This window comes from Geobacillus sp. DSP4a, assembly GCF_013096875.1.
GTDB lineage: Bacteria > Bacillota > Bacilli > Bacillales > Anoxybacillaceae > Geobacillus > Geobacillus thermophilus.
In genome coordinates, this window is the sequence record NZ_SDLD01000001.1 from 210362 (window position 1) to 231858 (window position 21497).

Annotated in this window: 21 protein-coding genes; all 21 read left to right on the forward strand. The window is 54.9% G+C overall.

What is annotated here, in order from left to right; translation table 11 throughout:
• The first annotated feature begins 17 nt into the window (after positions 1–17).
• The 21 genes from ETC02_RS01105 (at position 18) to truB (ending at position 21470) form a co-directional block, all read left to right on the forward strand.
• Positions 18–773 carry a FliA/WhiG family RNA polymerase sigma factor gene (locus tag ETC02_RS01105; RefSeq protein WP_063211221.1) on the forward strand — a complete coding sequence of 252 codons (756 nt, stop codon included), beginning with the start codon at positions 18–20 and terminating at the stop codon, positions 771–773.
• 19 nt (positions 774–792) lie between these two features.
• A complete protein-coding gene (locus ETC02_RS01110; protein ID WP_033016878.1) occupies positions 793–1023 on the forward strand; it encodes a hypothetical protein in 231 nt (76 codons plus the stop codon).
• A 9-nt stretch (positions 1024–1032) separates the two neighbouring features.
• The gene (locus tag ETC02_RS01115; protein ID WP_063211223.1) at positions 1033–1659 is read left to right on the forward strand and encodes a hypothetical protein; all 627 of its coding nucleotides are present in this window, start codon (positions 1033–1035) and stop codon (positions 1657–1659) included.
• 150 nt (positions 1660–1809) lie between these two features.
• Entirely contained in the window at positions 1810–2517 is a 708-nt protein-coding gene (gene rpsB / locus ETC02_RS01120) for a 30S ribosomal protein S2 (protein WP_021322279.1), read from the forward strand.
• Positions 2518–2675: 158 nt separating this feature from the next.
• Positions 2676–3560, forward strand: a complete 885-nt coding sequence (gene tsf, locus ETC02_RS01125; RefSeq protein WP_033008101.1) for a translation elongation factor Ts — start codon at positions 2676–2678, stop codon at positions 3558–3560.
• A gap of 68 nt (positions 3561–3628) precedes the next feature.
• Positions 3629–4351, forward strand: a complete 723-nt coding sequence (gene pyrH, locus ETC02_RS01130) for a UMP kinase (RefSeq protein WP_033008098.1) — start codon at positions 3629–3631, stop codon at positions 4349–4351.
• Between the two features lie 2 nt (positions 4352–4353).
• The gene (gene frr / locus ETC02_RS01135) at positions 4354–4911 is read left to right on the forward strand and encodes a ribosome recycling factor (RefSeq protein ID WP_033008096.1); all 558 of its coding nucleotides are present in this window, start codon (positions 4354–4356) and stop codon (positions 4909–4911) included.
• Positions 4912–4993: 82 nt separating this feature from the next.
• The gene (locus ETC02_RS01140; RefSeq protein WP_063211225.1) at positions 4994–5767 is read left to right on the forward strand and encodes an undecaprenyl pyrophosphate synthase; all 774 of its coding nucleotides are present in this window, start codon (positions 4994–4996) and stop codon (positions 5765–5767) included.
• Positions 5764–6558: a phosphatidate cytidylyltransferase gene (locus tag ETC02_RS01145; RefSeq protein ID WP_063211227.1), complete on the forward strand. Its 795-nt coding sequence runs from the start codon at positions 5764–5766 to the stop codon at positions 6556–6558. Before ETC02_RS01140 ends, ETC02_RS01145 begins: the two co-directional genes overlap by 4 nt.
• A 20-nt stretch (positions 6559–6578) precedes the next feature.
• Positions 6579–7727: a 1-deoxy-D-xylulose-5-phosphate reductoisomerase gene (dxr, locus tag ETC02_RS01150; protein WP_047819265.1), complete on the forward strand. Its 1149-nt coding sequence runs from the start codon at positions 6579–6581 to the stop codon at positions 7725–7727.
• A gap of 2 nt (positions 7728–7729) precedes the next feature.
• Entirely contained in the window at positions 7730–8995 is a 1266-nt protein-coding gene (gene rseP / locus ETC02_RS01155; protein WP_171697966.1) for an RIP metalloprotease RseP, read from the forward strand.
• Positions 8996–9019: 24 nt separating this feature from the next.
• Positions 9020–10723 (forward strand): proline--tRNA ligase, encoded by a 1704-nt coding sequence (locus ETC02_RS01160; protein ID WP_047818151.1) that lies wholly within the window; start codon positions 9020–9022, stop codon positions 10721–10723.
• Positions 10724–10828: 105 nt separating this feature from the next.
• Complete coding sequence (locus ETC02_RS01165) at positions 10829–15133, forward strand: PolC-type DNA polymerase III (protein ID WP_033008089.1); 4305 nt, start codon at positions 10829–10831, stop codon at positions 15131–15133.
• Between the two features lie 204 nt (positions 15134–15337).
• Positions 15338–15811: a ribosome maturation factor RimP gene (gene rimP, locus ETC02_RS01170; protein ID WP_050368513.1), complete on the forward strand. Its 474-nt coding sequence runs from the start codon at positions 15338–15340 to the stop codon at positions 15809–15811.
• A gap of 24 nt (positions 15812–15835) precedes the next feature.
• Complete coding sequence (gene nusA / locus ETC02_RS01175; protein WP_033016849.1) at positions 15836–16987, forward strand: transcription termination factor NusA; 1152 nt, start codon at positions 15836–15838, stop codon at positions 16985–16987.
• Positions 16988–16999: 12 nt separating this feature from the next.
• Entirely contained in the window at positions 17000–17284 is a 285-nt protein-coding gene (gene rnpM / locus ETC02_RS01180) for an RNase P modulator RnpM (RefSeq protein ID WP_033016843.1), read from the forward strand.
• The gene (locus ETC02_RS01185) at positions 17281–17598 is read left to right on the forward strand and encodes a YlxQ family RNA-binding protein (protein WP_033008083.1); all 318 of its coding nucleotides are present in this window, start codon (positions 17281–17283) and stop codon (positions 17596–17598) included. Before rnpM ends, ETC02_RS01185 begins: the two co-directional genes overlap by 4 nt.
• A 4-nt stretch (positions 17599–17602) precedes the next feature.
• Positions 17603–19828, forward strand: a complete 2226-nt coding sequence (gene infB / locus ETC02_RS01190) for a translation initiation factor IF-2 (RefSeq protein WP_050368514.1) — start codon at positions 17603–17605, stop codon at positions 19826–19828.
• The gene (locus ETC02_RS01195; protein ID WP_033008081.1) at positions 19825–20103 is read left to right on the forward strand and encodes a DUF503 domain-containing protein; all 279 of its coding nucleotides are present in this window, start codon (positions 19825–19827) and stop codon (positions 20101–20103) included. The genes infB and ETC02_RS01195 overlap by 4 nt, the downstream gene beginning before the upstream one ends.
• A 16-nt stretch (positions 20104–20119) precedes the next feature.
• Positions 20120–20506 (forward strand): 30S ribosome-binding factor RbfA, encoded by a 387-nt coding sequence (gene rbfA / locus ETC02_RS01200; protein ID WP_033008079.1) that lies wholly within the window; start codon positions 20120–20122, stop codon positions 20504–20506.
• A gap of 55 nt (positions 20507–20561) precedes the next feature.
• Positions 20562–21470, forward strand: a complete 909-nt coding sequence (truB, locus tag ETC02_RS01205; RefSeq protein WP_050368515.1) for a tRNA pseudouridine(55) synthase TruB — start codon at positions 20562–20564, stop codon at positions 21468–21470.
• The last annotated feature ends 27 nt before the right edge of the window (positions 21471–21497 follow it).

Consider the following 21497-nt stretch of genomic DNA (forward strand, 5'->3'; position numbering starts at 1 on the left):
AGGCGAGGGGGAGAATGATGGGGAGCGCGCTAAAAGGTGAAGAACGGAAATATTGGGACGACTGGGTCAACGGCCGCGACCGCCGCGCGGCTGAAGAGCTCGTGCAGCGCTATATGCCGCTTGTTTTCTACCATGTGCAGCGGCTTTCGGCGACGCTGCCGAGTTCTGTGCCAAAGGATGAGTTGATCAGTCTTGGGCTCCTCGGGTTGTACGATGCGATTGAAAAGTTTGACCCATCGCGCGATTTGAAATTCGATACGTATGCATCGTTCCGCATCCGCGGCGCGATATTGGACGGTTTGCGCAAAGAAGACTGGCTGCCGCGCAGCGTGCGCGACAAGGCGAAAAAAATCGAGGAAGCGGCCGAACGGCTGGAGCAGCAGTATATGCGATCGGTGACAGCGAAGGAAATTGCGGCTGAACTTGGCATGACGGAAGCGGAAGTGCAGGCGGCGGCCAGCGACACGTTTTGGTCGCTTTGGTTGCCGCTTGGACAAGGAGCGGCTGAAGACGAAGATGAGCCGCTGGCGATTCGGGACGACCGCGCCCTGCTCCCGGAAGAGGAAGCCATTAAGCGGGAAATGATCGACCAGTTGGCGGAAGGCATTCGACGGTTGAATGAAAAAGAGCAGCTCGTCATCAGTTTGTTTTACAAAGAAGAGCTGACGTTTACGGAAATCGGAAGTCTTTTGCAGCTGTCGACATCAAGAATTTCGCAAATTCATGCCAAAGCGCTGTGGAAATTGCGCCGCTTTTTAAGCGGGGATTCATGAGGCGAAAGGAAGCGGGAAGATGGACATCCAATTGCCGATGCTGCAAAGCGTCATGCCGAAGGCGCCTGAAGCCGCGTCCAAGCACGCCTTGGCGCAGCAGCACCCTCATGTTGTGCAGGCGCAGCGGGCAGCCGCGGAGGAAAAACGAGCGGAGCAGGCGCGCCGCCAAGTGACGGGAAAACGGGCGGGAGACGCGCTCCGTTTTGGGAGTCATCCTTATAAAGGAAAAACAATCGACATCAAAGGATAGTGAACAACGATGGAGGCATTTTGGCTGACTGTCAGCTTGTTGCTGCACGCGTTTTCGTTTTGGTTGATCATCCTGCTTTACACGCGCTTGTCGCGGCTAAGCGAAGAGGAAGCAAGAGCCAAGAGGCGGGCTGAGGAGCTTGAGGAGGCGATGGCGGCCCATCTCGTGGCGTGGAAAGAGGAAAATGAGCGCTTTTTGGCCGAGTTGGATACGCTGCTTAGCGCGAAACCGGCCGCCGCGGCGGACAAGCGGACGCCGGCTCCCGTCAAGAGCCGCCTGCCTCAGCAGTCAGAGCCCGGCAATGAGAAAGAGAGCAGGCTGGTAAACGGAGCGGGCAGCGAAAACAGGCCGGGTCGGAAACAAACTGCATCGGAGCGGCCGGAGCTGGGGCGAAGCGGCCGGGTTGAACAAACGGACGCCATGGACGCGCTGTCGGACTATTTTCCCGATGTTGACGCCATCGAAGATGTAGTCGACTTTTCGCCGCCATCCGCCCATGCCGCCGCCATCGCCCGCCGTCTCGAAGCCGAAGGGATGACGGTCGAAGAAATCGCGAAGAAGCTCGGAAAAGGAAAAACAGAAGTCGAACTGCTGCTCAAATTTGGCCGAAAAAACGGCCGAATGGGCGAACAATAGCTTGATTTCCCGCCGGCGGTTATGATATATTTTTACATGGTGTGAATACACACGCCTGATGATTTCAGCAACGGTGCTGGCAACGCCAGTCTTGCTGAAAGATGAGGCAGGCGGAGGCACAAAAACCACAAGGAAACAGGAGGAGCATGCATGTCAGTCATTTCAATGAAGCAATTGCTTGAAGCTGGCGTCCATTTCGGACATCAGACGCGCCGTTGGAACCCGAAAATGAAAAAATACATTTTCACGGAGCGCAACGGCATTTATATTATCGACTTGCAAAAAACGGTGAAAAAAGTCGAGGAAGCATACAACTTCGTCCGCGAACTGGCGGCGAACGGCGGCAAAATTTTGTTCGTCGGCACGAAAAAACAAGCGCAAGAATCCGTGAAAGAAGAAGCCGAACGCTGCGGCATGTTTTATGTCAACCAACGCTGGCTTGGCGGCACGCTGACAAACTTTGCAACGATCCAAAAGCGGATCAAGCGGTTGCGCGAAATCGAAAAAATGGAAGAAGATGGCGTATTTGACGTTCTTCCGAAAAAAGAAGTCATCGGTTTGAAAAAAGAAAAAGAGCGGCTTGAGAAATTTTTAGGCGGCATTAAAGACATGAAAGAACTGCCGGATGCGCTGTTTGTCATCGACCCGCGCAAAGAACGGATTGCAGTGGCGGAAGCGCGCAAGTTGAACATCCCGATCATCGGCATTGTCGACACGAACTGCGATCCGGATGAGATCGACTACGTCATTCCGGCGAACGACGACGCCATCCGCGCCGTCAAACTGTTGACGTCGAAAATCGCCGATGCGGTGCTTGAGGCGAAACAAGGCGAAGAAGCCGCTGTGGCAGCAGAGTAAGGCAAGGTGGAGGAAAGGTGATAAGAGGGGAAAGCCTTTTATCACCTTTTTTTAGACAAAAGTCAGCAACTTTTGTCTATACTAACGAATAAGGGCAAAATGGGCATCCGTTGCCGGCATCGATACATATATGCGATCAAAAGAAGGAGGATTTATTCATGGCAATTACAGCACAAATGGTCAAAGAACTGCGCGAAAAAACGGGCGCAGGCATGATGGACTGCAAAAAAGCGCTCACCGAAACAAACGGCGACATGGAAAAGGCGATCGACTGGCTGCGTGAAAAAGGGATCGCCAAAGCGGCGAAAAAAGCGGACCGCATCGCGGCGGAAGGAATGACGTACGTCGCTGCTGAAGGCAACACAGCCGTCATTTTGGAAGTGAACTCGGAAACGGACTTCGTCGCCAAAAACGAGTCGTTCCAAACGCTCGTCAAAGAGCTGGCCGCCCACTTGCTGAAACAAAAGCCGGCTTCGCTTGACGAGGCGCTCGGGCAAACGATGGACAACGGCGCGACCGTCCAAGACTACATCAACGAAGCGATCGCCAAAATCGGCGAAAAAATTACGCTCCGCCGCTTTGCCGTCGTCAACAAAGCGGACGGTGAAACGTTTGGCGCGTACTTGCACATGGGCGGGCGCATCAGCGTATTAACGTTATTAGCCGGCAACGCCAGCGAAGAGGTCGCCAAAGACGTGGCCATGCATATCGCCGCGCTCCATCCGAAATATGTTTCGCGCGAGGATGTGCCGGAGGAAGAACTTAACCGCGAACGCGAAGTATTGAAACAGCAGGCGTTAAACGAAGGCAAGCCGGAAAATATTGTCGAGAAAATGGTTGAGGGCCGTTTGAAAAAGTTTTACGAAGACGTCTGCCTGCTTGAGCAAGCGTTCGTCAAAAATCCAGATGTCACAGTGCGCCAATATGTGGAATCGAACGGGGCGACCGTTAAACAGTTCATCCGCTATGAAGTCGGTGAAGGGCTTGAAAAGCGCCAAGACAATTTCGCTGAAGAAGTCATGAGCCAAGTCAGAAAGCAGTGACGGACCGCAACAGGGAACACGCGCGTGTTCCCTGTTTTTCAAAGCGATTTGCATCATGGAGGTCGGACATGGAACAGCCAAAATATCGACGTGTCGTATTAAAATTAAGCGGGGAAGCGCTCGCCGGAAAGCAAGGGTTTGGCATTCAGCCGGCGGTGATCCAGTCGATCGCCAGACAAGTGAAAGAAGTGGCTGAGCTTGGCGTGGAAATCGCCATCGTGGTCGGCGGCGGCAACATTTGGCGCGGAAAAACGGGAAGCGAAATGGGGATGGACCGGGCGACAGCCGATTATATGGGGATGTTGGCGACGGTGATGAACTCGCTTGCCCTGCAGGACAGCCTCGAGCAGCTCGGCGTCGAGACGCGGGTGCAGACGTCGATTGAAATGCGGCAAGTCGCCGAGCCGTACATCCGCCGGCGGGCGATCCGCCATCTTGAGAAAAAGCGGGTCGTCATTTTTGCTGCCGGCACGGGCAACCCGTATTTTTCGACCGATACGACGGCGGCCTTGCGGGCGGCGGAAATTGAAGCGGACGTCATTTTAATGGCGAAAAACAACGTCGACGGCGTCTACAGCGCCGATCCGAACGTTGACGCCAACGCTGTTAAGTACGACGAGCTGTCGTACTTGGACGTCATCAAGCAAGGGCTTGGCGTCATGGATTCGACTGCTTCATCGCTTTGCATGGACAACAACATTCCGCTTATCGTCTTTTCAATCATGGAAGAAGGCAACATTAAACGCGCTGTCTTAGGCGAAAACATCGGAACGATCGTAAGGGGGAAATAACGATGGCAAAGCAAGTGATTCAACAGGCGAAAGAAAAAATGGATAAGGCCGTGCAAGCATTCACCCGCGAGCTGGCAAGCATTCGCGCCGGACGGGCGAACGCCGGGCTGCTCGAAAAAGTGACGGTTGATTATTACGGCGTCCAAACGCCGATCAACCAGCTTGCTTCGATCAGCGTGCCGGAAGCGCGCCTGCTCGTCATCCAGCCGTACGACAAATCGGTCATCAAAGAGATGGAAAAAGCGATTTTAGCATCGGATTTAGGGTTGACGCCATCAAACGACGGATCGGTCATCCGCCTTGTCATTCCGCCGTTGACGGAAGAGCGGCGCCGCGAGCTGGCCAAGCTTGTCAAAAAATATTCAGAAGATGCGAAAGTCGCGGTTCGCAACATCCGCCGCGACGCGAACGACGAGCTGAAAAAGCTCGAGAAAAACGGCGAAATTACGGAAGACGAACTTCGCAGCTACACTGATGATGTGCAAAAACTGACCGATGACCATATCGCCAAAATCGACGCCATCACAAAAGAGAAAGAGAAAGAAGTTATGGAAGTATAGGCAAAACGATGCAAACCCTCTATGTTGATGGAGGGTTTTTTTGCTATAATGGAAAGGCAAAACACGATCCCGGAGGACTCGTATGTTTAATAAAATCCGAAAAGCGAAGCGGGAAGATGCCCCGCTGACAAAAGAGGATGTGCTTGACCATCCGATTCCGAACCATGTTGCCATCATTATGGATGGGAACGGGAGATGGGCAAAAAAACGGGCGCTGCCGAGGGTGGCCGGCCATTACGAAGGCATGCAAGTCGTGCGCAAAATCACCCGTTTTGCCAATGAGCTTGGGATCGAAATTTTATCGCTTTACGCGTTTTCGACGGAAAACTGGAAACGGCCGAAAACGGAAGTCGACTATTTAATGAAGCTGCCGGAACAGTTTTTGACGACGTTTCTTCCCGAGCTCGTCGCCGAAAATGTCAAAGTCCAAGTGATCGGTCATACGGAGGCGTTGCCCGATCATACGCGCCGGGCAGTTGAGCAAGCGATTCACGAAACGAGCGGCAACACCGGCTTAATTTTAAACTTTGCGCTCAATTACGGAAGCCGGGCGGAGATTGCCGCCGCTGTAAAGCGGATCGCTGAGGATGTCGAGCGCGGGGTGCTCGCGCCGGACGATATTACGGAGCCGCTCATTTCCTCATACTTGATGACGAACGGCCTGAAAGATCCGGACTTGCTCATTCGCACAAGCGGAGAGATCCGCCTGAGCAATTTCATGCTTTGGCAATTGGCGTATACGGAACTTTGGTTTACGGATGTCTTATGGCCGGATTTTACGGAGCAACATTTTCTAGAGGCGATCGCTGCCTACCAGCGCCGCGACCGCCGGTTTGGAGGGGTGTCAGCGCGATGAAGCAGCGAATCATCACCGGAGTCATAGCGGCGGCGCTCTTTTTGCCGATTGTTATTTTTGGCGGATTTCCGTTTATAATAGTAACATATATATTGGCCACGGTCGGACTGTTTGAGCTGCTGCGGATGAAAGGGATGTCCCCGTTGTCTTTCGCTGGGGCCGCCGGGTTTGCCGCCCTTTGGCTCCTGCTTGTTCCCGCTCTTTACGGCCAAGAATGGCTGGCGTCCGGGACGACAAAGTTCGGTGTGCTGGCCGCGCTCGCTTTTTTGCTGCTTGTCGGCACCGTCGTGACAAAAAATGCGCTGACGTTTGATGAGGCAGCATTTGTCGTGCTGGCGGTTTTGTATGTTGGCGTCGGGTTTTTCTGCTTCGCCGCGATCCGCTTGGCCGGCTTGGCGTACTTCGTCTACGCGCTGTTTGTCATTTGGGCGACCGACATCGGAGCGTATTTTCTCGGCCGCGCGTTCGGCCGGCGCAAGCTATGGCCGGAAATCAGCCCGAATAAGACAGTCGAAGGCGCCATTGGCGGCGTCGTCTGCGCTGTTGTCATCGCGGTCGTTTACGAATGGGCAGTCGGCCCGTTCGGCAGCCTTGGCGCAGCTGTGGGGATTGCGCTTTTGCTTTCGATGTTCGGCCAGCTTGGCGACTTGGTCGAGTCCGCTTTCAAACGCCATTACGGCGTGAAGGATTCGGGGGCGATTTTGCCGGGGCATGGCGGCATTTTGGACCGGTTTGACAGTCTGCTGTTTGTGCTGCCGCTCTTATACATATTCATCGAAGCAGTACGATAAGCGGATGAGGAGTGAAAATGTTGAAATATATTAGTATATTAGGGGCGAGCGGATCGATCGGCCAGCAAACGCTCGATGTCATGCGCGCTCATCCGGACAAGTTTCGTCTGGCGGCGGCATCGGTTGGGAAAAATGTGGAAGCGGCAAGAAAGCTGATTGCTGAGTTTTCCCCTGTTCTTGTCGCTGTCACCGACCGAGACGCTTACGAAGTGCTTCGCTGCGAGTACAGCGGGCGGACTGCAGTCGTGTACGGAGAGGAAGGGTTGGTGGAGGCGGCTATTTGCCCGCAGGCGGACGTCGTTGTCACCGCCGTCGTCGGCAGCGTCGGCCTCGTGCCGACATTAAAAGCGATTGAAGCCGGGAAGACGATCGCTCTCGCCAATAAAGAGACGCTTGTCGTTGCCGGGCATCTTGTCACGGCGGCAGCCAAGCGGCGTGGTGTGCCGCTGTTGCCGGTTGACAGCGAGCATTCCGCCATTTTTCAATGCTTGCAAGGGGAAAAGCGTGAACACGTGGAGAAGCTGATTCTGACCGCGTCGGGCGGGAGCTTTCGCGATCGGACGCGCGAAGAGCTCGCTCATGTGACGGTCGAAGAAGCGCTTCGCCATCCGAATTGGTCGATGGGGGCGAAAATTACGATTGATTCCGCCACAATGATGAACAAAGGGTTTGAAGTCATTGAAGCGCATTGGCTGTTTGGGCTGCCGTATGAGCGGATCGAGGTCGTGCTGCACCGAGAAAGCGTCATCCATTCGCTCGTCGAGTTTCGCGACACGAGCATCTTAGCCCAGTTGGGCACGCCGGATATGCGCATCCCGATTCAATACGCGCTCGCCTATCCGGAGCGGCTGCCGCTTGCGGCAGCCAAGCCGCTCGATTTGGCTGCGCTTGGGGCGCTCCATTTCGCCCCGGTCGATTTTGACCGTTACCGCTGCCTCCGCTTTGCCTATGAAGCTGGAAAACGCGGCGGCTCGCTGCCGACGGTGTTGAATGCCGCCAATGAGGAAGCGGTGGCGGCGTTTTTAGCCGGACGCATTCCGTTTTTGGCCATCGAGGAGTGGATCGAGCGCGCTCTTGAGCGCCATCAGCCGGTGGACGATCCGCAGCTTGAAGAGATTCGCGAAATTGACGCGGATGTGCGCGCTTATGTCCGCTCACTATTAGCATAAAGGTGGTTGAAACGTTGGAATCGATTATTTCGTTTATTGTTGTCTTCGGCGCTCTCGTCTTTTTTCACGAGCTCGGGCATTTGCTGCTGGCCAAACGGGCCGGCATTTTGTGCCGCGAGTTTGCCATCGGGTTCGGACCGAAAGTGTTTTCGTTTAAGAAAAGCGAAACGGTGTATACGATCCGGCTTTTGCCGCTTGGCGGTTTCGTCCGCATGGCCGGCGAAGACCCGGAAACGATCGAGCTGAAGCGCGGGCAAGTCGTCGGTCTTTTGCTTGACAGTGAAGGACGGGTGGAAAAAATCGTCCTCAACCATAAGGACGATTATCCGAACATTCGGGTCGTTGAGGTGGAAGACGCTGATTTGGAGCATGGCATGTATGTCACCGGCTATGCCGACGGCGAGCGGCTGGAGCGGTTTGCGGTGAAAGAACCGGCGTTTTTTGTCGTCGACCGCCAAGAAATTCAAATCGCCCCGTACCACCGCCAATTTGCGGCAAAAACGCTCGGGCAGCGGACGATGACGATTTTGGCCGGCCCGCTCGCCAACTTTCTATTGGCCGTCCTCGTCTTTATCATCATCGGCCTTTTGCAAGGCTACCCGGTCGATAAGCCGGTCATCGGCGAGCTGACGCCGGATGGAGCGGCGCGCGCGGCGGGGTTGAAGCAAGGGGATGAGGTCATCGCCATCAACGGCGAACGGATGGAAACGTGGACGGAAATCGTCAACACGATTCGCGCTCATCCAGAGGAGCCGCTGGAGTTTCAAATTGAGCGGAACGGGAAAGACATGAGCGTGACCGTCACCCCGGAAGCGAAAACGATTCAAGGGGAGACGATCGGCTTAATCGGCGTCTATCAGCCGATGGAAAAATCGGTGTTCGGCTCCGTAAAGCAAGGGCTGGTCGAGACGTATTACTGGACGAGGGAAATTGCAACAGGGCTCGTTCAATTGATCACCGGCCAGTTTCAGCTTGACATGCTGTCAGGCCCGGTCGGCATCGCTGTATCGACTGGCAAGGTGGCGGAGTCCGGGATCTACTACTTGATGAAATGGGGCGCGATTTTAAGCATCAACCTCGGGATTGTCAACTTGTTGCCATTGCCGGCGCTAGACGGCGGGCGGCTCCTCTTTTTCGCCATTGAAGCCGTGCGCGGCAAGCCGGTCGACCGGCAAAAAGAAGGAATGGTCCATTTTATCGGTTTCGCCTTGCTTATGTTGCTGATGCTTGTCGTCACATGGAACGACATTCAAAAATTTTTCCTATAAAGAGAGAGAATGAGGTGGCTGTGAATGAGACAAAGTCAAGCGTTTATTCCGACATTGCGCGAAGTGCCGGCGGACGCGGAAGTGAAAAGCCATCAGCTGCTGCTGCGGGCCGGCTTCATCCGCCAGAGCGCGAGCGGAGTCTACACGTTTTTGCCGCTCGGGCAACGCGTGCTGCAAAAGATTGAAGCGATCATCCGTGAGGAGATGAACCGCATCGGCGGCATGGAACTGCTGATGCCGGCGCTGCAGCCGGCCGAGCTTTGGCAGCAGTCCGGCCGTTGGTATTCGTACGGACCGGAGTTGATGCGCTTAAAAGACCGGCACGAGCGCGATTTCGCCCTTGGGCCGACGCATGAGGAAATGATCACGGCGATCGTCCGCGATGAAGTGAAAACGTACAAGCGGCTGCCGCTTGTGTTGTACCAAATCCAAACGAAATTCCGCGATGAAAAGCGCCCGCGCTTCGGACTGCTGCGCGGCCGTGAATTCATGATGAAAGACGCCTATTCGTTCCATACGTCAAAAGAAAGTTTGGATGAAACGTACAACGACATGTATAACGCCTATTCGAACATTTTCCGCCGCTGCGGCTTAAACTTCCGTGCTGTCATCGCGGATTCGGGGGCGATCGGCGGCAAAGATACGCACGAGTTCATGGTGCTCTCGGACATTGGCGAAGATACGATCGCCTATTCCGACGCGTCCGACTATGCCGCCAACATTGAAATGGCGCCGGTTGTGACCACGTACGAGAAAAGCAGCGAGCCGCCGGCCGAATTGAAAAAAGTGGCGACGCCGGGGCAAAAAACGATTGATGAAGTCGCTTCCTACTTACAAGTTTCGCCGGAGCGCTGCATCAAGTCGCTTTTGTTCAATGTCGATGGCCGGTACGTGCTTGTCCTTGTCCGCGGCGACCACGAGGCGAACGAGGTGAAAGTGAAAAATGTGCTCGACGCCACCGTCGTGGAGCTGGCGACGCCGGAAGAAACAGAACGGGTGATGGGGGCGCCGGTCGGCTCGCTCGGTCCGATCGGTGTCAGCGAAGCGGTCATGGTGATCGCGGACCATGCTGTTGCTGCCATCGTCAACGGTGTTTGCGGCGCGAATGAGGAAGGCTACCATTACATCGGCGTCAACCCGGACCGCGATTTTGCCGTCAGTCAATACGCCGACTTGCGCTTTGTCCAAGAGGGCGACCCGTCTCCGGACGGCAAAGGGACGATCCGCTTCGCCCGCGGCATTGAAGTCGGGCACGTGTTCAAGCTTGGCACGAAATACAGCGAGGCAATGAACGCCGTGTACTTGGATGAAAACGGCCAAACGAAGACGATGATCATGGGCTGCTACGGCATCGGCGTCTCCAGGCTGGTCGCGGCGATTGCCGAGCAGTTTGCCGATGAAAACGGGCTCGTCTGGCCGGCTTCGGTGGCGCCGTTTCATATCCATTTGCTGACGGCGAACGCGAAAAGCGACGAGCAGCGGGCGTTGGCGGAGGAATGGTACGAAAAATTGGGACAGGCAGGATTTGAAGTGTTATACGATGACCGCCCGGAGCGGGCCGGAGTCAAGTTTGCCGACAGCGATTTGATCGGCATTCCGGTTCGCGTCACCGTCGGCAAGCGGGCGGGCGAAGGCATCGTCGAAGTGAAAGTGCGAAAAACAGGCGAGACGTTTGACGTGCCGGTGGGCGAACTGACCGATACGGTGCGCCGCCTCTTGCAAGGGTGAACGAACGGCGCCGGCGAAAAAGAACGAGTTTCTTTTCCGTCGGCGCTTTTTGGCGTTTGTATGGTATGATTAGAAAGAGAAACGATTTCGTTGAGAGGGGAAATCATGGCCACGAAAGAACAAAAAGAGCGGTTTTTCGTTTTGCTTGAGCAACTGAAGATGACGTCGGATGAATGGATGCCGTATTTCCGTGATGCGTTCATTCACAAAGTCGTGATTGATAAAGAAGAAAAAAGCTGGCATTTCTATTTTCAGTTCGCCAACGTGCTGCCGGCCGAGGTGTACAAATCGTTTACGGACCGCTTGGCGGCTGCTTTCCGCCATATCGCTGCCATCCGGTATACGATTGATGTCGAATCGCCGCGCGTAACGGAAGACGATGTGCGGGCGTACTGGCCGCTTTGCCTCGCCGAGCTGCAAGAAGGCGTCTCGCCGCTTGTCGATTTGCTGAGCCGGCAGACGCCGGCGGTGAAAGGGAACAAGCTCATTGTCACCGCCCGCCACGAGGCGGAGGCGCTGGCCGTCAAACGGCGGTTTGCGCAAAAAATCGCTGCGATTTACGCGTCGTTCGGTTTTCCGCCGCTTCAGCTGGAAGTCGACGTGCAACCGGCTGAGCAGGAAATGGAGCAGTTTTTGGCGCAAAAGCAGCAAGAAGATGAAGAGCGGGCGTTGGCGGTGCTGACCGATATGGCAAAAGAAGAGGAAAAGGCAGCAGCCGCTTCTCCATCCGGACCGCTCGTCATCGGCTACCCGATCCGCGACGAGGAGCCAGTGCGTCCGCTTGAGACGATCGTTGAGGAAGAGCGGCGCGTTGTGGTGCAAGGGTATGTGTTTGACGCTGAGGTGAGCGAGCTCAAAAGCGGCCGCACGCTGTTGACCATGAAAATCACCGATTACACGAACTCGATTTTAGTCAAAATGTTCTCGCGCGACAAAGAGGACGCCGAGCTCATGAGCGGCGTCAAAAAAGGCATGTGGGTGAAAGTGCGCGGCAGCGTGCAAAACGACACATTCGTCCGCGATTTGGTCATCATCGCCAACGATTTGAACGAAATCGCTGCAAACGAACGGCAAGATACAGCGCCCGAAGGGGAAAAGAGGGTCGAGCTCCATTTGCATACCCCGATGAGCCAAATGGACGCGGTTACCTCGGTGACAAAACTCATCGAACAAGCGAAAAAATGGGGTCATCCGGCGATCGCCGTCACCGACCATGCCGTTGTTCAGTCGTTTCCGGAGGCCTACAGCGCGGCGAAAAAACACGGCATGAAGGTCATTTACGGCCTTGAGGCGTACATCGTCGACGATGGCGTGCCGATCGCCTACAATGAAACGCACCGCCGTCTTTCGGAGGAGACGTACGTCGTCTTTGACGTTGAAACGACCGGGCTGTCGGCTGTGTACAATACGATCATTGAGCTGGCGGCCGTCAAAATCAAAGACGGCGAGATCATCGACCGGTTTATGTCCTTTGCCAATCCGGGACATCCGCTGTCCGTGACGACGATGGAATTGACCGGAATCACGGACGAAATGGTGAAAGACGCTCCGCAGCCGGATGAGGTGCTGGCCCGTTTTGTTGACTGGATTGGCGATGCGACGCTTGTGGCCCATAACGCCAGCTTTGACATCGGGTTTTTAAACGCAGGCCTCGCCCGCATGGGACGCGGCAAGCTCGCCAATCCGGTCATTGACACGCTTGAACTCGCCCGCTTTTTGTATCCGGATTTGAAAAACCACCGGCTGAACACGCTTTGCAAAAAGTTCGACATTGAACTGACCCAGCACCACCGCGCCATCTACGACGCGGAGGCAACCGGGCATTTGCTTATGCGGCTATTGAAGGAAGCGGAAGAGCGCAGCATACTGTTTCATGACGAATTAAACAGCCGCACGCACAGCGATGCGTCGTACCGCCTGGCGCGCCCGTTCCATGCGACGCTGTTGGCGCAAAACGACATCGGGCTGAAAAACTTGTTCAAGCTCGTCTCGCTGTCGCACATCGATTATTTTCACCGCGTGCCGCGCATCCCGCGCTCCGTGCTGGTCAAGCATCGTGAAGGGCTGCTCGTTGGCTCGGGCTGCGACAAAGGCGAGCTGTTTGACAACTTGATCCAAAAGGCGCCGGAGGAAGTCGAAGACATCGCCCGCTTTTACGATTTTCTTGAGGTGCATCCGCCCGAGGTGTACAAGCCGCTCATTGAAATGGATTACGTCAAAGATGAAGAGATGATCCAAAACATCATCCGCAGCATCGTCGCCCTTGGCGAAAAGCTCAACATTCCGGTCGTCGCCACCGGCAACGTCCATTATTTAAATCCGGAGGACAAAATTTACCGGAAAATTTTAATCCATTCGCAAGGCGGGGCGAACCCGCTCAACCGGCATGAGCTGCCGGATGTGTATTTCCGCACGACGAACGAAATGCTGGATTGCTTCTCGTTTTTAGGGCCGGAAAAAGCGAAAGAAATCGTCGTCGACAACACACAAAAAATCGCTTCGTTAATCGGTGAAGTGAAGCCGATCAAGGATGAGCTGTACACGCCGCGCATCGAAGGGGCGGACGAGGAAATCAAGGAAATGAGCTACCGGCGGGCGAAAGAAATTTACGGAGACCCACTGCCGAAACTCGTTGAGGAGCGGCTTGAAAAAGAGCTGAAGAGCATTATCGGCCACGGATTTGCCGTCATTTACTTAATTTCGCATAAGCTCGTCAAAAAGTCGCTCGATGACGGCTACCTTGTCGGGTCGCGCGGCTCGGTCGGCTCATCGTTTGTCGCGACGATGACGGAAATTACCGAGGTGAACCCGCTGCCGCCGCATTACGTCTGCCCGAACTGCAAACATTCCGAGTTTTTTAATGACGGTTCAGTCGGCTCAGGGTTTGATTTGCCGGATCAAAACTGCCCGCGATGTGGAACGAAATACAAGAAAGACGGGCACGACATCCCGTTTGAGACGTTTCTCGGCTTTAAAGGCGACAAAGTGCCGGATATCGATTTGAACTTCTCCGGCGAGTACCAGCCGCGCGCCCACAACTATACGAAAGTGCTGTTTGGCGAAGACAACGTCTACCGCGCCGGGACGATCGGCACGGTCGCCGACAAAACGGCGTACGGATTTGTCAAAGCGTATGCGAGCGACCATAACTTAGAGCTGCGCGGCGCGGAAATCGACCGGCTCGCGGCCGGCTGCACCGGAGTGAAGCGGACGACTGGGCAGCACCCTGGAGGCATTATCGTCGTTCCCGATTATATGGAAATTTACGACTTTACGCCGATCCAATATCCAGCCGATGATACGTCATCGGAATGGCGGACGACCCATTTTGACTTCCACTCGATTCATGACAATTTATTGAAGCTCGATATTCTCGGGCACGACGATCCGACGGTCATTCGCATGCTGCAAGATTTAAGCGGCATCGATCCGAAAACGATCCCGACCGACGACCCGGACGTGATGGGCATTTTCAGCAGCACCGAGCCGCTTGGCGTTACGCCGGAGCAAATTATGTGCAACGTCGGCACGATCGGCATCCCGGAATTCGGCACGCGCTTTGTCCGGCAAATGCTCGAAGAAACGAAGCCGAAAACATTTTCCGAGCTCGTGCAAATTTCCGGTTTGTCGCACGGCACCGATGTATGGCTTGGCAACGCGCAAGAACTCATTCAAAATGGCACGTGCACGCTTTCTGAGGTGATCGGCTGCCGCGACGACATTATGGTCTATCTCATTTACCGCGGGCTTGAGCCGTCGCTGGCGTTTAAAATTATGGAATCGGTGCGCAAAGGGAAAGGATTGACGCCGGAATTTGAGGCGGAGATGCGCAAGCATAACGTGCCGGAATGGTACATCGACTCGTGCAAAAAAATCAAATACATGTTCCCGAAAGCGCACGCGGCGGCCTACGTGTTGATGGCGGTGCGCATCGCCTACTTTAAGGTGCACCATCCGCTTTTGTATTACGCGTCGTACTTTACGGTGCGGGCGGAGGACTTTGACCTTGACGCTATGATCAAAGGATCAGCCGCCATTCGCAAGCGGATTGAGGAAATCAACGCCAAAGGCATTCAGGCGACGGCGAAAGAGAAAAGCTTGCTCACGGTGCTGGAAGTGGCGCTGGAAATGTGCGAGCGCGGCTTTTCCTTTAAAAATATCGACTTGTACCGCTCGCAGGCGACCGAATTTGTCATTGACGGCAACTCGCTTATTCCGCCGTTTAACGCCATCCCGGGGCTCGGGACGAACGTGGCGCAAAACATTGTGCGCGCCCGCGAAGAAGGGGAGTTTTTGTCAAAAGAAGATTTGCAGCAGCGCGGCAAAGTGTCGAAAACGCTGCTTGAGTATCTCGAAAGCCGCGGCTGCCTCGACTCGCTTCCGGATCATAACCAGCTGTCCTTGTTCTGACGGACGGTTTTTCGTTGCAATATATTTCCCAATGTGTTATAGTTTTAGTGGAATTGGCAAAGATAATGGCAAGCAAAGAGTGGGGAAACCCACTCTTTCGTCTTGAATGAGCATCGGTCTTTCCGTCTTTCGTTCATTCCCCGCCTTGTGCAGGGGATTTTCTCATTATGCAGCATGCAGCCTTGCCCAGTAAGGAGGAACACGATGAGCAAAAAAGTGACAGAAACGGTTGAACAGCTTGTCGCGCCGATTTTGGACGAAATGGGGCTCGAGCTGGTGGACATCGAGTATGTGAAAGAAGGAAAAAACTGGTTTTTGCGCGTCTTTATTGATTCAGACACCGGCGTGGACATTGAACAGTGCGGCGTCGTCAGTGAAAGACTAAGCGAAAAGCTCGACGAGGTCGACCCGATTCCGCACAACTATTTTTTAGAAGTGTCATCGCCGGGAGCGGAGCGGCCGTTAAAAAATGAAAAAGATTTTGTAAGAGCAATTGGGAAAAATGTATATATCAAAACATACGAGCCGATTGCAGGAGAAAAGCAGTTTGAAGGGGAATTGACCGCTTTTGACGGGACGACCGTGATGCTGTCGGTCAAAGACCGCGGGCGGCAAAAAACGGTCGCCATTCCGTATGAAAAAGTGGCGAGCGCTAGATTAGCCGTCATTTTCTCTTAATGATAAAAGGGGGATTTTCGTTTCATGAACACGCAGTTGCTTGAGGCGTTAGCCGATCTGATGCGGGAAAAAGGCATCAGCAAAGAAGTGATTATGGAAGCCATTGAAGCGGCGCTCGTTTCCGCGTACAAGCGCAATTTCGGCCAAGCGCAAAACGTGCGCGTCGATTTAAATATGGAAACAGGGACGATCCGCGTGCTCGCCCGCAAAGACGTCGTCGAAGAGGTGACCGATCCGCGTCTTGAAATTTCGCTTGAGGAGGCGCAGCGGATCAATCCGAACTATCAAATCGGCGATGTCGTCGAATTGGAAGTGACGCCGCGCGATTTCGGGCGCATCGCTGCGCAAACAGCGAAACAAGTCGTGACCCAGCGCGTGCGCGAAGCGGAGCGGAGCATCATCTACGCCGAATTTGTCGACCGCGAAGAGGACATTATGACCGGCATCGTCCAGCGCATTGACCCGCGTTTTGTCTATGTCAGCCTCGGCAAGGCGGAGGCGCTTTTGCCGGCGAACGAACAAATGCCGAATGAAACGTACAAACCGCACGATCGGCTGAAAGTGTACATTACGAAAGTGGAAAAGACGACAAAAGGGCCGCAAATTTTCGTCTCCCGCACTCATCCGGGCTTGCTGAAGCGGCTGTTTGAGCTTGAGGTGCCGGAAATTTACGACGGGACGGTTGAAATCAAGTCGATCGCCCGCGAAGCCGGCGATCGTTCCAAAATTTCCGTCCATTCCGACAATCCGGAAGTCGATCCGGTTGGCGCCTGCGTCGGGCCAAAAGGGCAGCGCGTCCAGGCGATCGTCGACGAGCTGAACGGGGAAAAAATTGATATCGTCCGCTGGTCGGCCGACCCGGTGGAGTTTGTCGCCAATGCGTTAAGCCCAGCGAAAGTGCTGCGCGTCATCGTCAATGAAGAGCAAAGGGCGACGACCGTCATCGTTCCGGACTACCAGCTGTCGCTCGCCATCGGCAAACGCGGGCAAAACGCCCGTCTGGCGGCAAAATTGACCGGCTGGAAAATCGATATTAAAAGCGAGTCCGAGGCGCGGGACATGGGCATTGATCCGTATGCGCCATCCACTTCGCTTGATTTCAACGGCGCGGCGGCCGATAATGAAAATAGTGATGAGAACGTCCAATCATTCGATGCATCGGCGGAAATCGAGTGAGGGGGAATAGAAATGGCAGCGCAAAAGAAAATTCCGTTGCGCAAATGCGTCGTCACTGGAGAGATGAAGCCAAAGCGGGAAATGGTGCGCATCGTCCGCTCCAAAGAAGGAGAGGTGTCGATCGACCCGACCGGCAAAAAAGCGGGGCGGGGCGCGTATATTACCCTTGACCCGGATTGCATTTTACAGGCGAAAAAGAAAAATATTTTGGCCCGCCATTTAAAAGCCGACATCGCCGACTCGCTCTATGACGAGCTGCTTGCTTTGGCGAAAAAGGAGAAACAGGCAGGACAATGAAACAGAACCGCTGGGCATCGCTGTTAGGGTTGGCGCAGCGGGCCGGAAAAGTCGTTTCCGGAGAGGGACTTGTCGTCAAAGAAGTGCAACGGGGCAGGGCGCGGCTCGTGTTGCTTTCGGAAGATGCGTCGGCCAACACGGAAAAAAAAGTGACGGATAAATGTGCGTTTTATGGCGTCCCGCTTTGCAAAGTGCCGGACCGGTATGTGCTGGGCGGCGCGATTGGCAAAGACGCCCGCGTCGTCGTTGCCGTCACCGACGAAGGGTTCGCGCGCCAATTGCAAACGATGCTCGACCGATCTTTATGGGGGTGACTGTATGTCAAAAATGCGTGTGTACGAATATGCGAAAAAACAGAACGTGCCAAGCAAGGACGTTATTCATAAATTGAAAGAAATGAACATTGAAGTCAACAATCATATGGCCATGCTCGAGGCCGATGTCGTCGAAAAGCTTGACCATCAATACCGCCCAAAGGCCGAAAAGAAAACCGAAACCAAAAATGAAAAGAAAGCGGAAAAGAAAACCGACAAGCCGAAGCGGCCGACGCCGGCGAAGACGGCCGATTTCTCGGATGAGGAAATTTTTGACGATACAAAAGAAGCGGCCAAGCCGGCCAAGAAAAAAGGGGCGGTGAAAGGGAAAGAAACAAAACGAACGGAGGCGCAGCAGCAAGAAAAGAAAGCGTTCCAAGCGGCGAAGAAGAAAGGAAAAGGGCCGGCGAAAGGGAAAAAACAAGCGGCCCCGGCCGCGAAGCAGGTGCCGCAGCCGGCGAAAAAAGAAAAAGAGCTGCCGAAGAAAATTACGTTCGAGGGTTCGCTCACCGTGGCCGAGCTGGCGAAAAAATTGGGCCGCGAGCCGTCGGAAATTATTAAAAAGCTGTTTATGCTTGGCGTGATGGCGACGATCAACCAAGACTTGGACAAAGATGCGATCGAGCTCATCTGCTCCGACTACGGCGTTGAAGTGGAAGAAAAGGTGACCATTGACGAAACGAACTTTGAAGCGATTGAAATTGCCGATGCTCCGGAAGACCTGGTTGAACGGCCGCCGGTTGTCACGATCATGGGGCACGTCGACCATGGGAAAACGACGCTTCTTGATGCGATCCGCCATTCGAAAGTGACCGAGCAAGAAGCGGGCGGCATTACGCAGCACATCGGCGCTTACCAAGTCACCGTCAATGACAAAAAAATTACGTTCCTCGATACACCAGGCCATGAAGCGTTTACGACGATGCGGGCGCGCGGCGCGCAAGTGACCGATATCGTCATCCTTGTCGTCGCGGCCGATGACGGGGTCATGCCGCAGACGGTCGAGGCGATCAACCATGCCAAGGCGGCAAACGTGCCGATCATCGTCGCCATTAACAAAATGGATAAACCGGAAGCGAACCCGGACCGCGTCATGCAAGAGTTGATGGAGTACAACCTCGTTCCGGAAGAATGGGGCGGCGATACGATTTTCTGCAAGCTGTCGGCGAAAACGAAAGAGGGCCTCGATCATCTGTTGGAAATGATTTTGCTTGTCAGCGAGATGGAAGAATTAAAAGCCAATCCGAACCGGCGCGCGGTCGGAACGGTCATTGAAGCGAAGCTCGACAAAGGGCGCGGCCCGGTGGCGACGCTGCTCGTTCAAACCGGCACGCTCAAAGTCGGCGATCCGATCGTCGTCGGCACGACGTACGGGCGTGTGCGGGCGATGGTCAATGACAGCGGGCGGCGCGTCAAGGAAGCGGGGCCGTCGATGCCGGTGGAAATTACCGGGCTGCACGACGTGCCGCAAGCCGGCGACCGTTTCATGGTGTTTGAGGATGAGAAAAAGGCGCGGCAAATCGGGGAAGCGCGGGCGCAGCGGCAGCTGCAGGAGCAGCGGAGCGTGAAAACGCGCGTCAGCCTCGACGATTTGTTCGAACAAATCAAGCAAGGCGAAATGAAAGAGCTGAACTTGATCGTCAAAGCCGATGTTCAAGGATCGGTTGAGGCGCTGGTTGCCGCCTTGCAAAAAATCGATGTCGAAGGCGTGCGGGTGAAAATCATCCATGCGGCGGTCGGCGCCATCACCGAATCGGATATTTCACTGGCGACGGCATCGAACGCTATCGTCATTGGCTTTAACGTCCGCCCGGATGCGAATGCGAAGCGCGCCGCTGAATCGGAAAAAGTCGACATCCGCCTCCATCGCATCATTTACAACGTCATTGAGGAAATTGAAGCGGCGATGAAAGGGATGCTCGACCCGGAATACGAAGAGAAAGTCATCGGCCAAGCGGAAGTGCGGCAAACGTTCAAAGTGTCCAAAGTTGGCACGATCGCCGGCTGCTATGTCACCGACGGCAAAATCACCCGCGACAGCAAAGTGCGCCTCATCCGCCAAGGCATCGTCGTGTACGAAGGCGAAATCGATTCGCTCAAACGGTATAAAGACGATGTGCGCGAAGTGGCGCAAGGATATGAGTGCGGCTTGACGATCAAAAACTTCAATGACATTAAAGAAGGGGACGTTATTGAAGCGTACGTCATGCAGGAAGTGGCTCGGGCATGATCGGCTTTGCCGCATGCGAATGTCTCATTTATAACGCCCGCTCGCTGAAGGACAAACGGGCCGTCCTGCAGCGGGTGCTGACAAGGATTCGGCAAAAGTACAACGTCTCTGTGGCTGAACTCGATTATCAAGACGCATGGCAGCGGGCGAAAATCGGCCTTGTCGCCATCGCGTCGAGCCGAATGGCGGCTGAGCGGGAACTCGAGCGGGCCTTGGCCTTGATCGATTCGTTCCCCGAGTTGGAGCGGGCGTCCACATCATTTGAGTGGTTGTAAACCGAGGTGATGGATGATGAACATACGGGCAACTCGCGTTGGCGAGCAAATGAAAAAAGAGTTGAGCGACATTATCGGCCGCAAGCTGAAAGATCCGCGCATCGGTTTCGTCACCGTCACCGATGTGCGCGTCACCGGCGATTTGCAGCAAGCGAAAGTGTACATTAGCGTCTTAGGCGATGACGAGCAGCGGGAGAACACGCTGAAAGCACTGGAAAAGGCGAAAGGATTCATCCGTTCGGAAATCGGGCAGCGCATTCGCCTGCGCAAAACGCCGGAAATTTTGTTTGAGATCGATGAAACGATGGAATACGGCAGCCGCATTGAGCGGCTGATCCGCGAAATTTCCGACGGCGACCGCCGCCGGCCGGAAGAGGCGGAGGATGGTCCAAACAATGGATAGACGAACCGTCTATCCATTTCCGTTGCGCGAGTATAGACAGGGAAAGGGTGCGCCGATGGACGGGGTATTGCTGCTCAACAAACCAAAAGGAATAACGTCGCACGACTGTGTGGCAAAGGTGCGCCGCCTGCTTGGGGTAAAAAAAGTCGGCCATACCGGCACGCTCGATCCAAACGTGTCCGGCGTCCTGCCGCTTTGCCTTGGCAAAGCGACGCGCATTGCGGAATTTCTTACCGGAGCGACGAAAACGTACGAGGGGGAAGTGACGCTCGGCGCAGCGACGACGACCGAAGACGCCGACGGTGACGTCGTTGCCGTCCGGCCGGTCGAGCGGCCGATTGCGCGGGTGGAAATCGAAGCCGTTTTCCGCCGCCTTATCGGGGAAATCGAGCAAACGCCGCCCATGTATTCGGCGGTGAAAGTCGGCGGCAAAAAGCTGTATGAATATGCGCGCGCCGGCATTGAGGTGGAGCGCCCGACGCGGCGCGTGACGATTTACGAGCTCGAGCTGCTCGATGATCGCGAGCAGTTTGTCGGGGAGACGGTGTCATTTCGCTTCCGCGTCACATGCAGCAAAGGCACGTATGTCCGCACGCTCGCAGTGACGGTCGGCGAGCAGCTCGGCTATCCGGCTCATATGTCCGATCTCATCCGCACAGCGTCCGGCCCGTTTCGGCTTGAAGATTGTGTGACGCTTGAAGAAGTCGAGCGCCGGGCGGCCGACGGAACGGCCGCCGCCTTGCTCATTCCGATCGAGCAAGCGCTTTTTCATTTGCCGAAATATGAAATCAATGATAAAGTAGCAGAGAAAGTAAAAAACGGGGCGCTGCTCCGGCTTCCCGCCTTTTTGCATGCGCTTGACGGGCCGGTCGTGCTCGTGACGCCCGAGCGGGAGGCGCTGGCCCTGTATGTAAAGCATCCGGCGCGCCCGGGCTTGATGAAACCGCTCAAAGTGTTTCGTTGACGCCGGGCGAAGCGCGGAAAAAAAGTA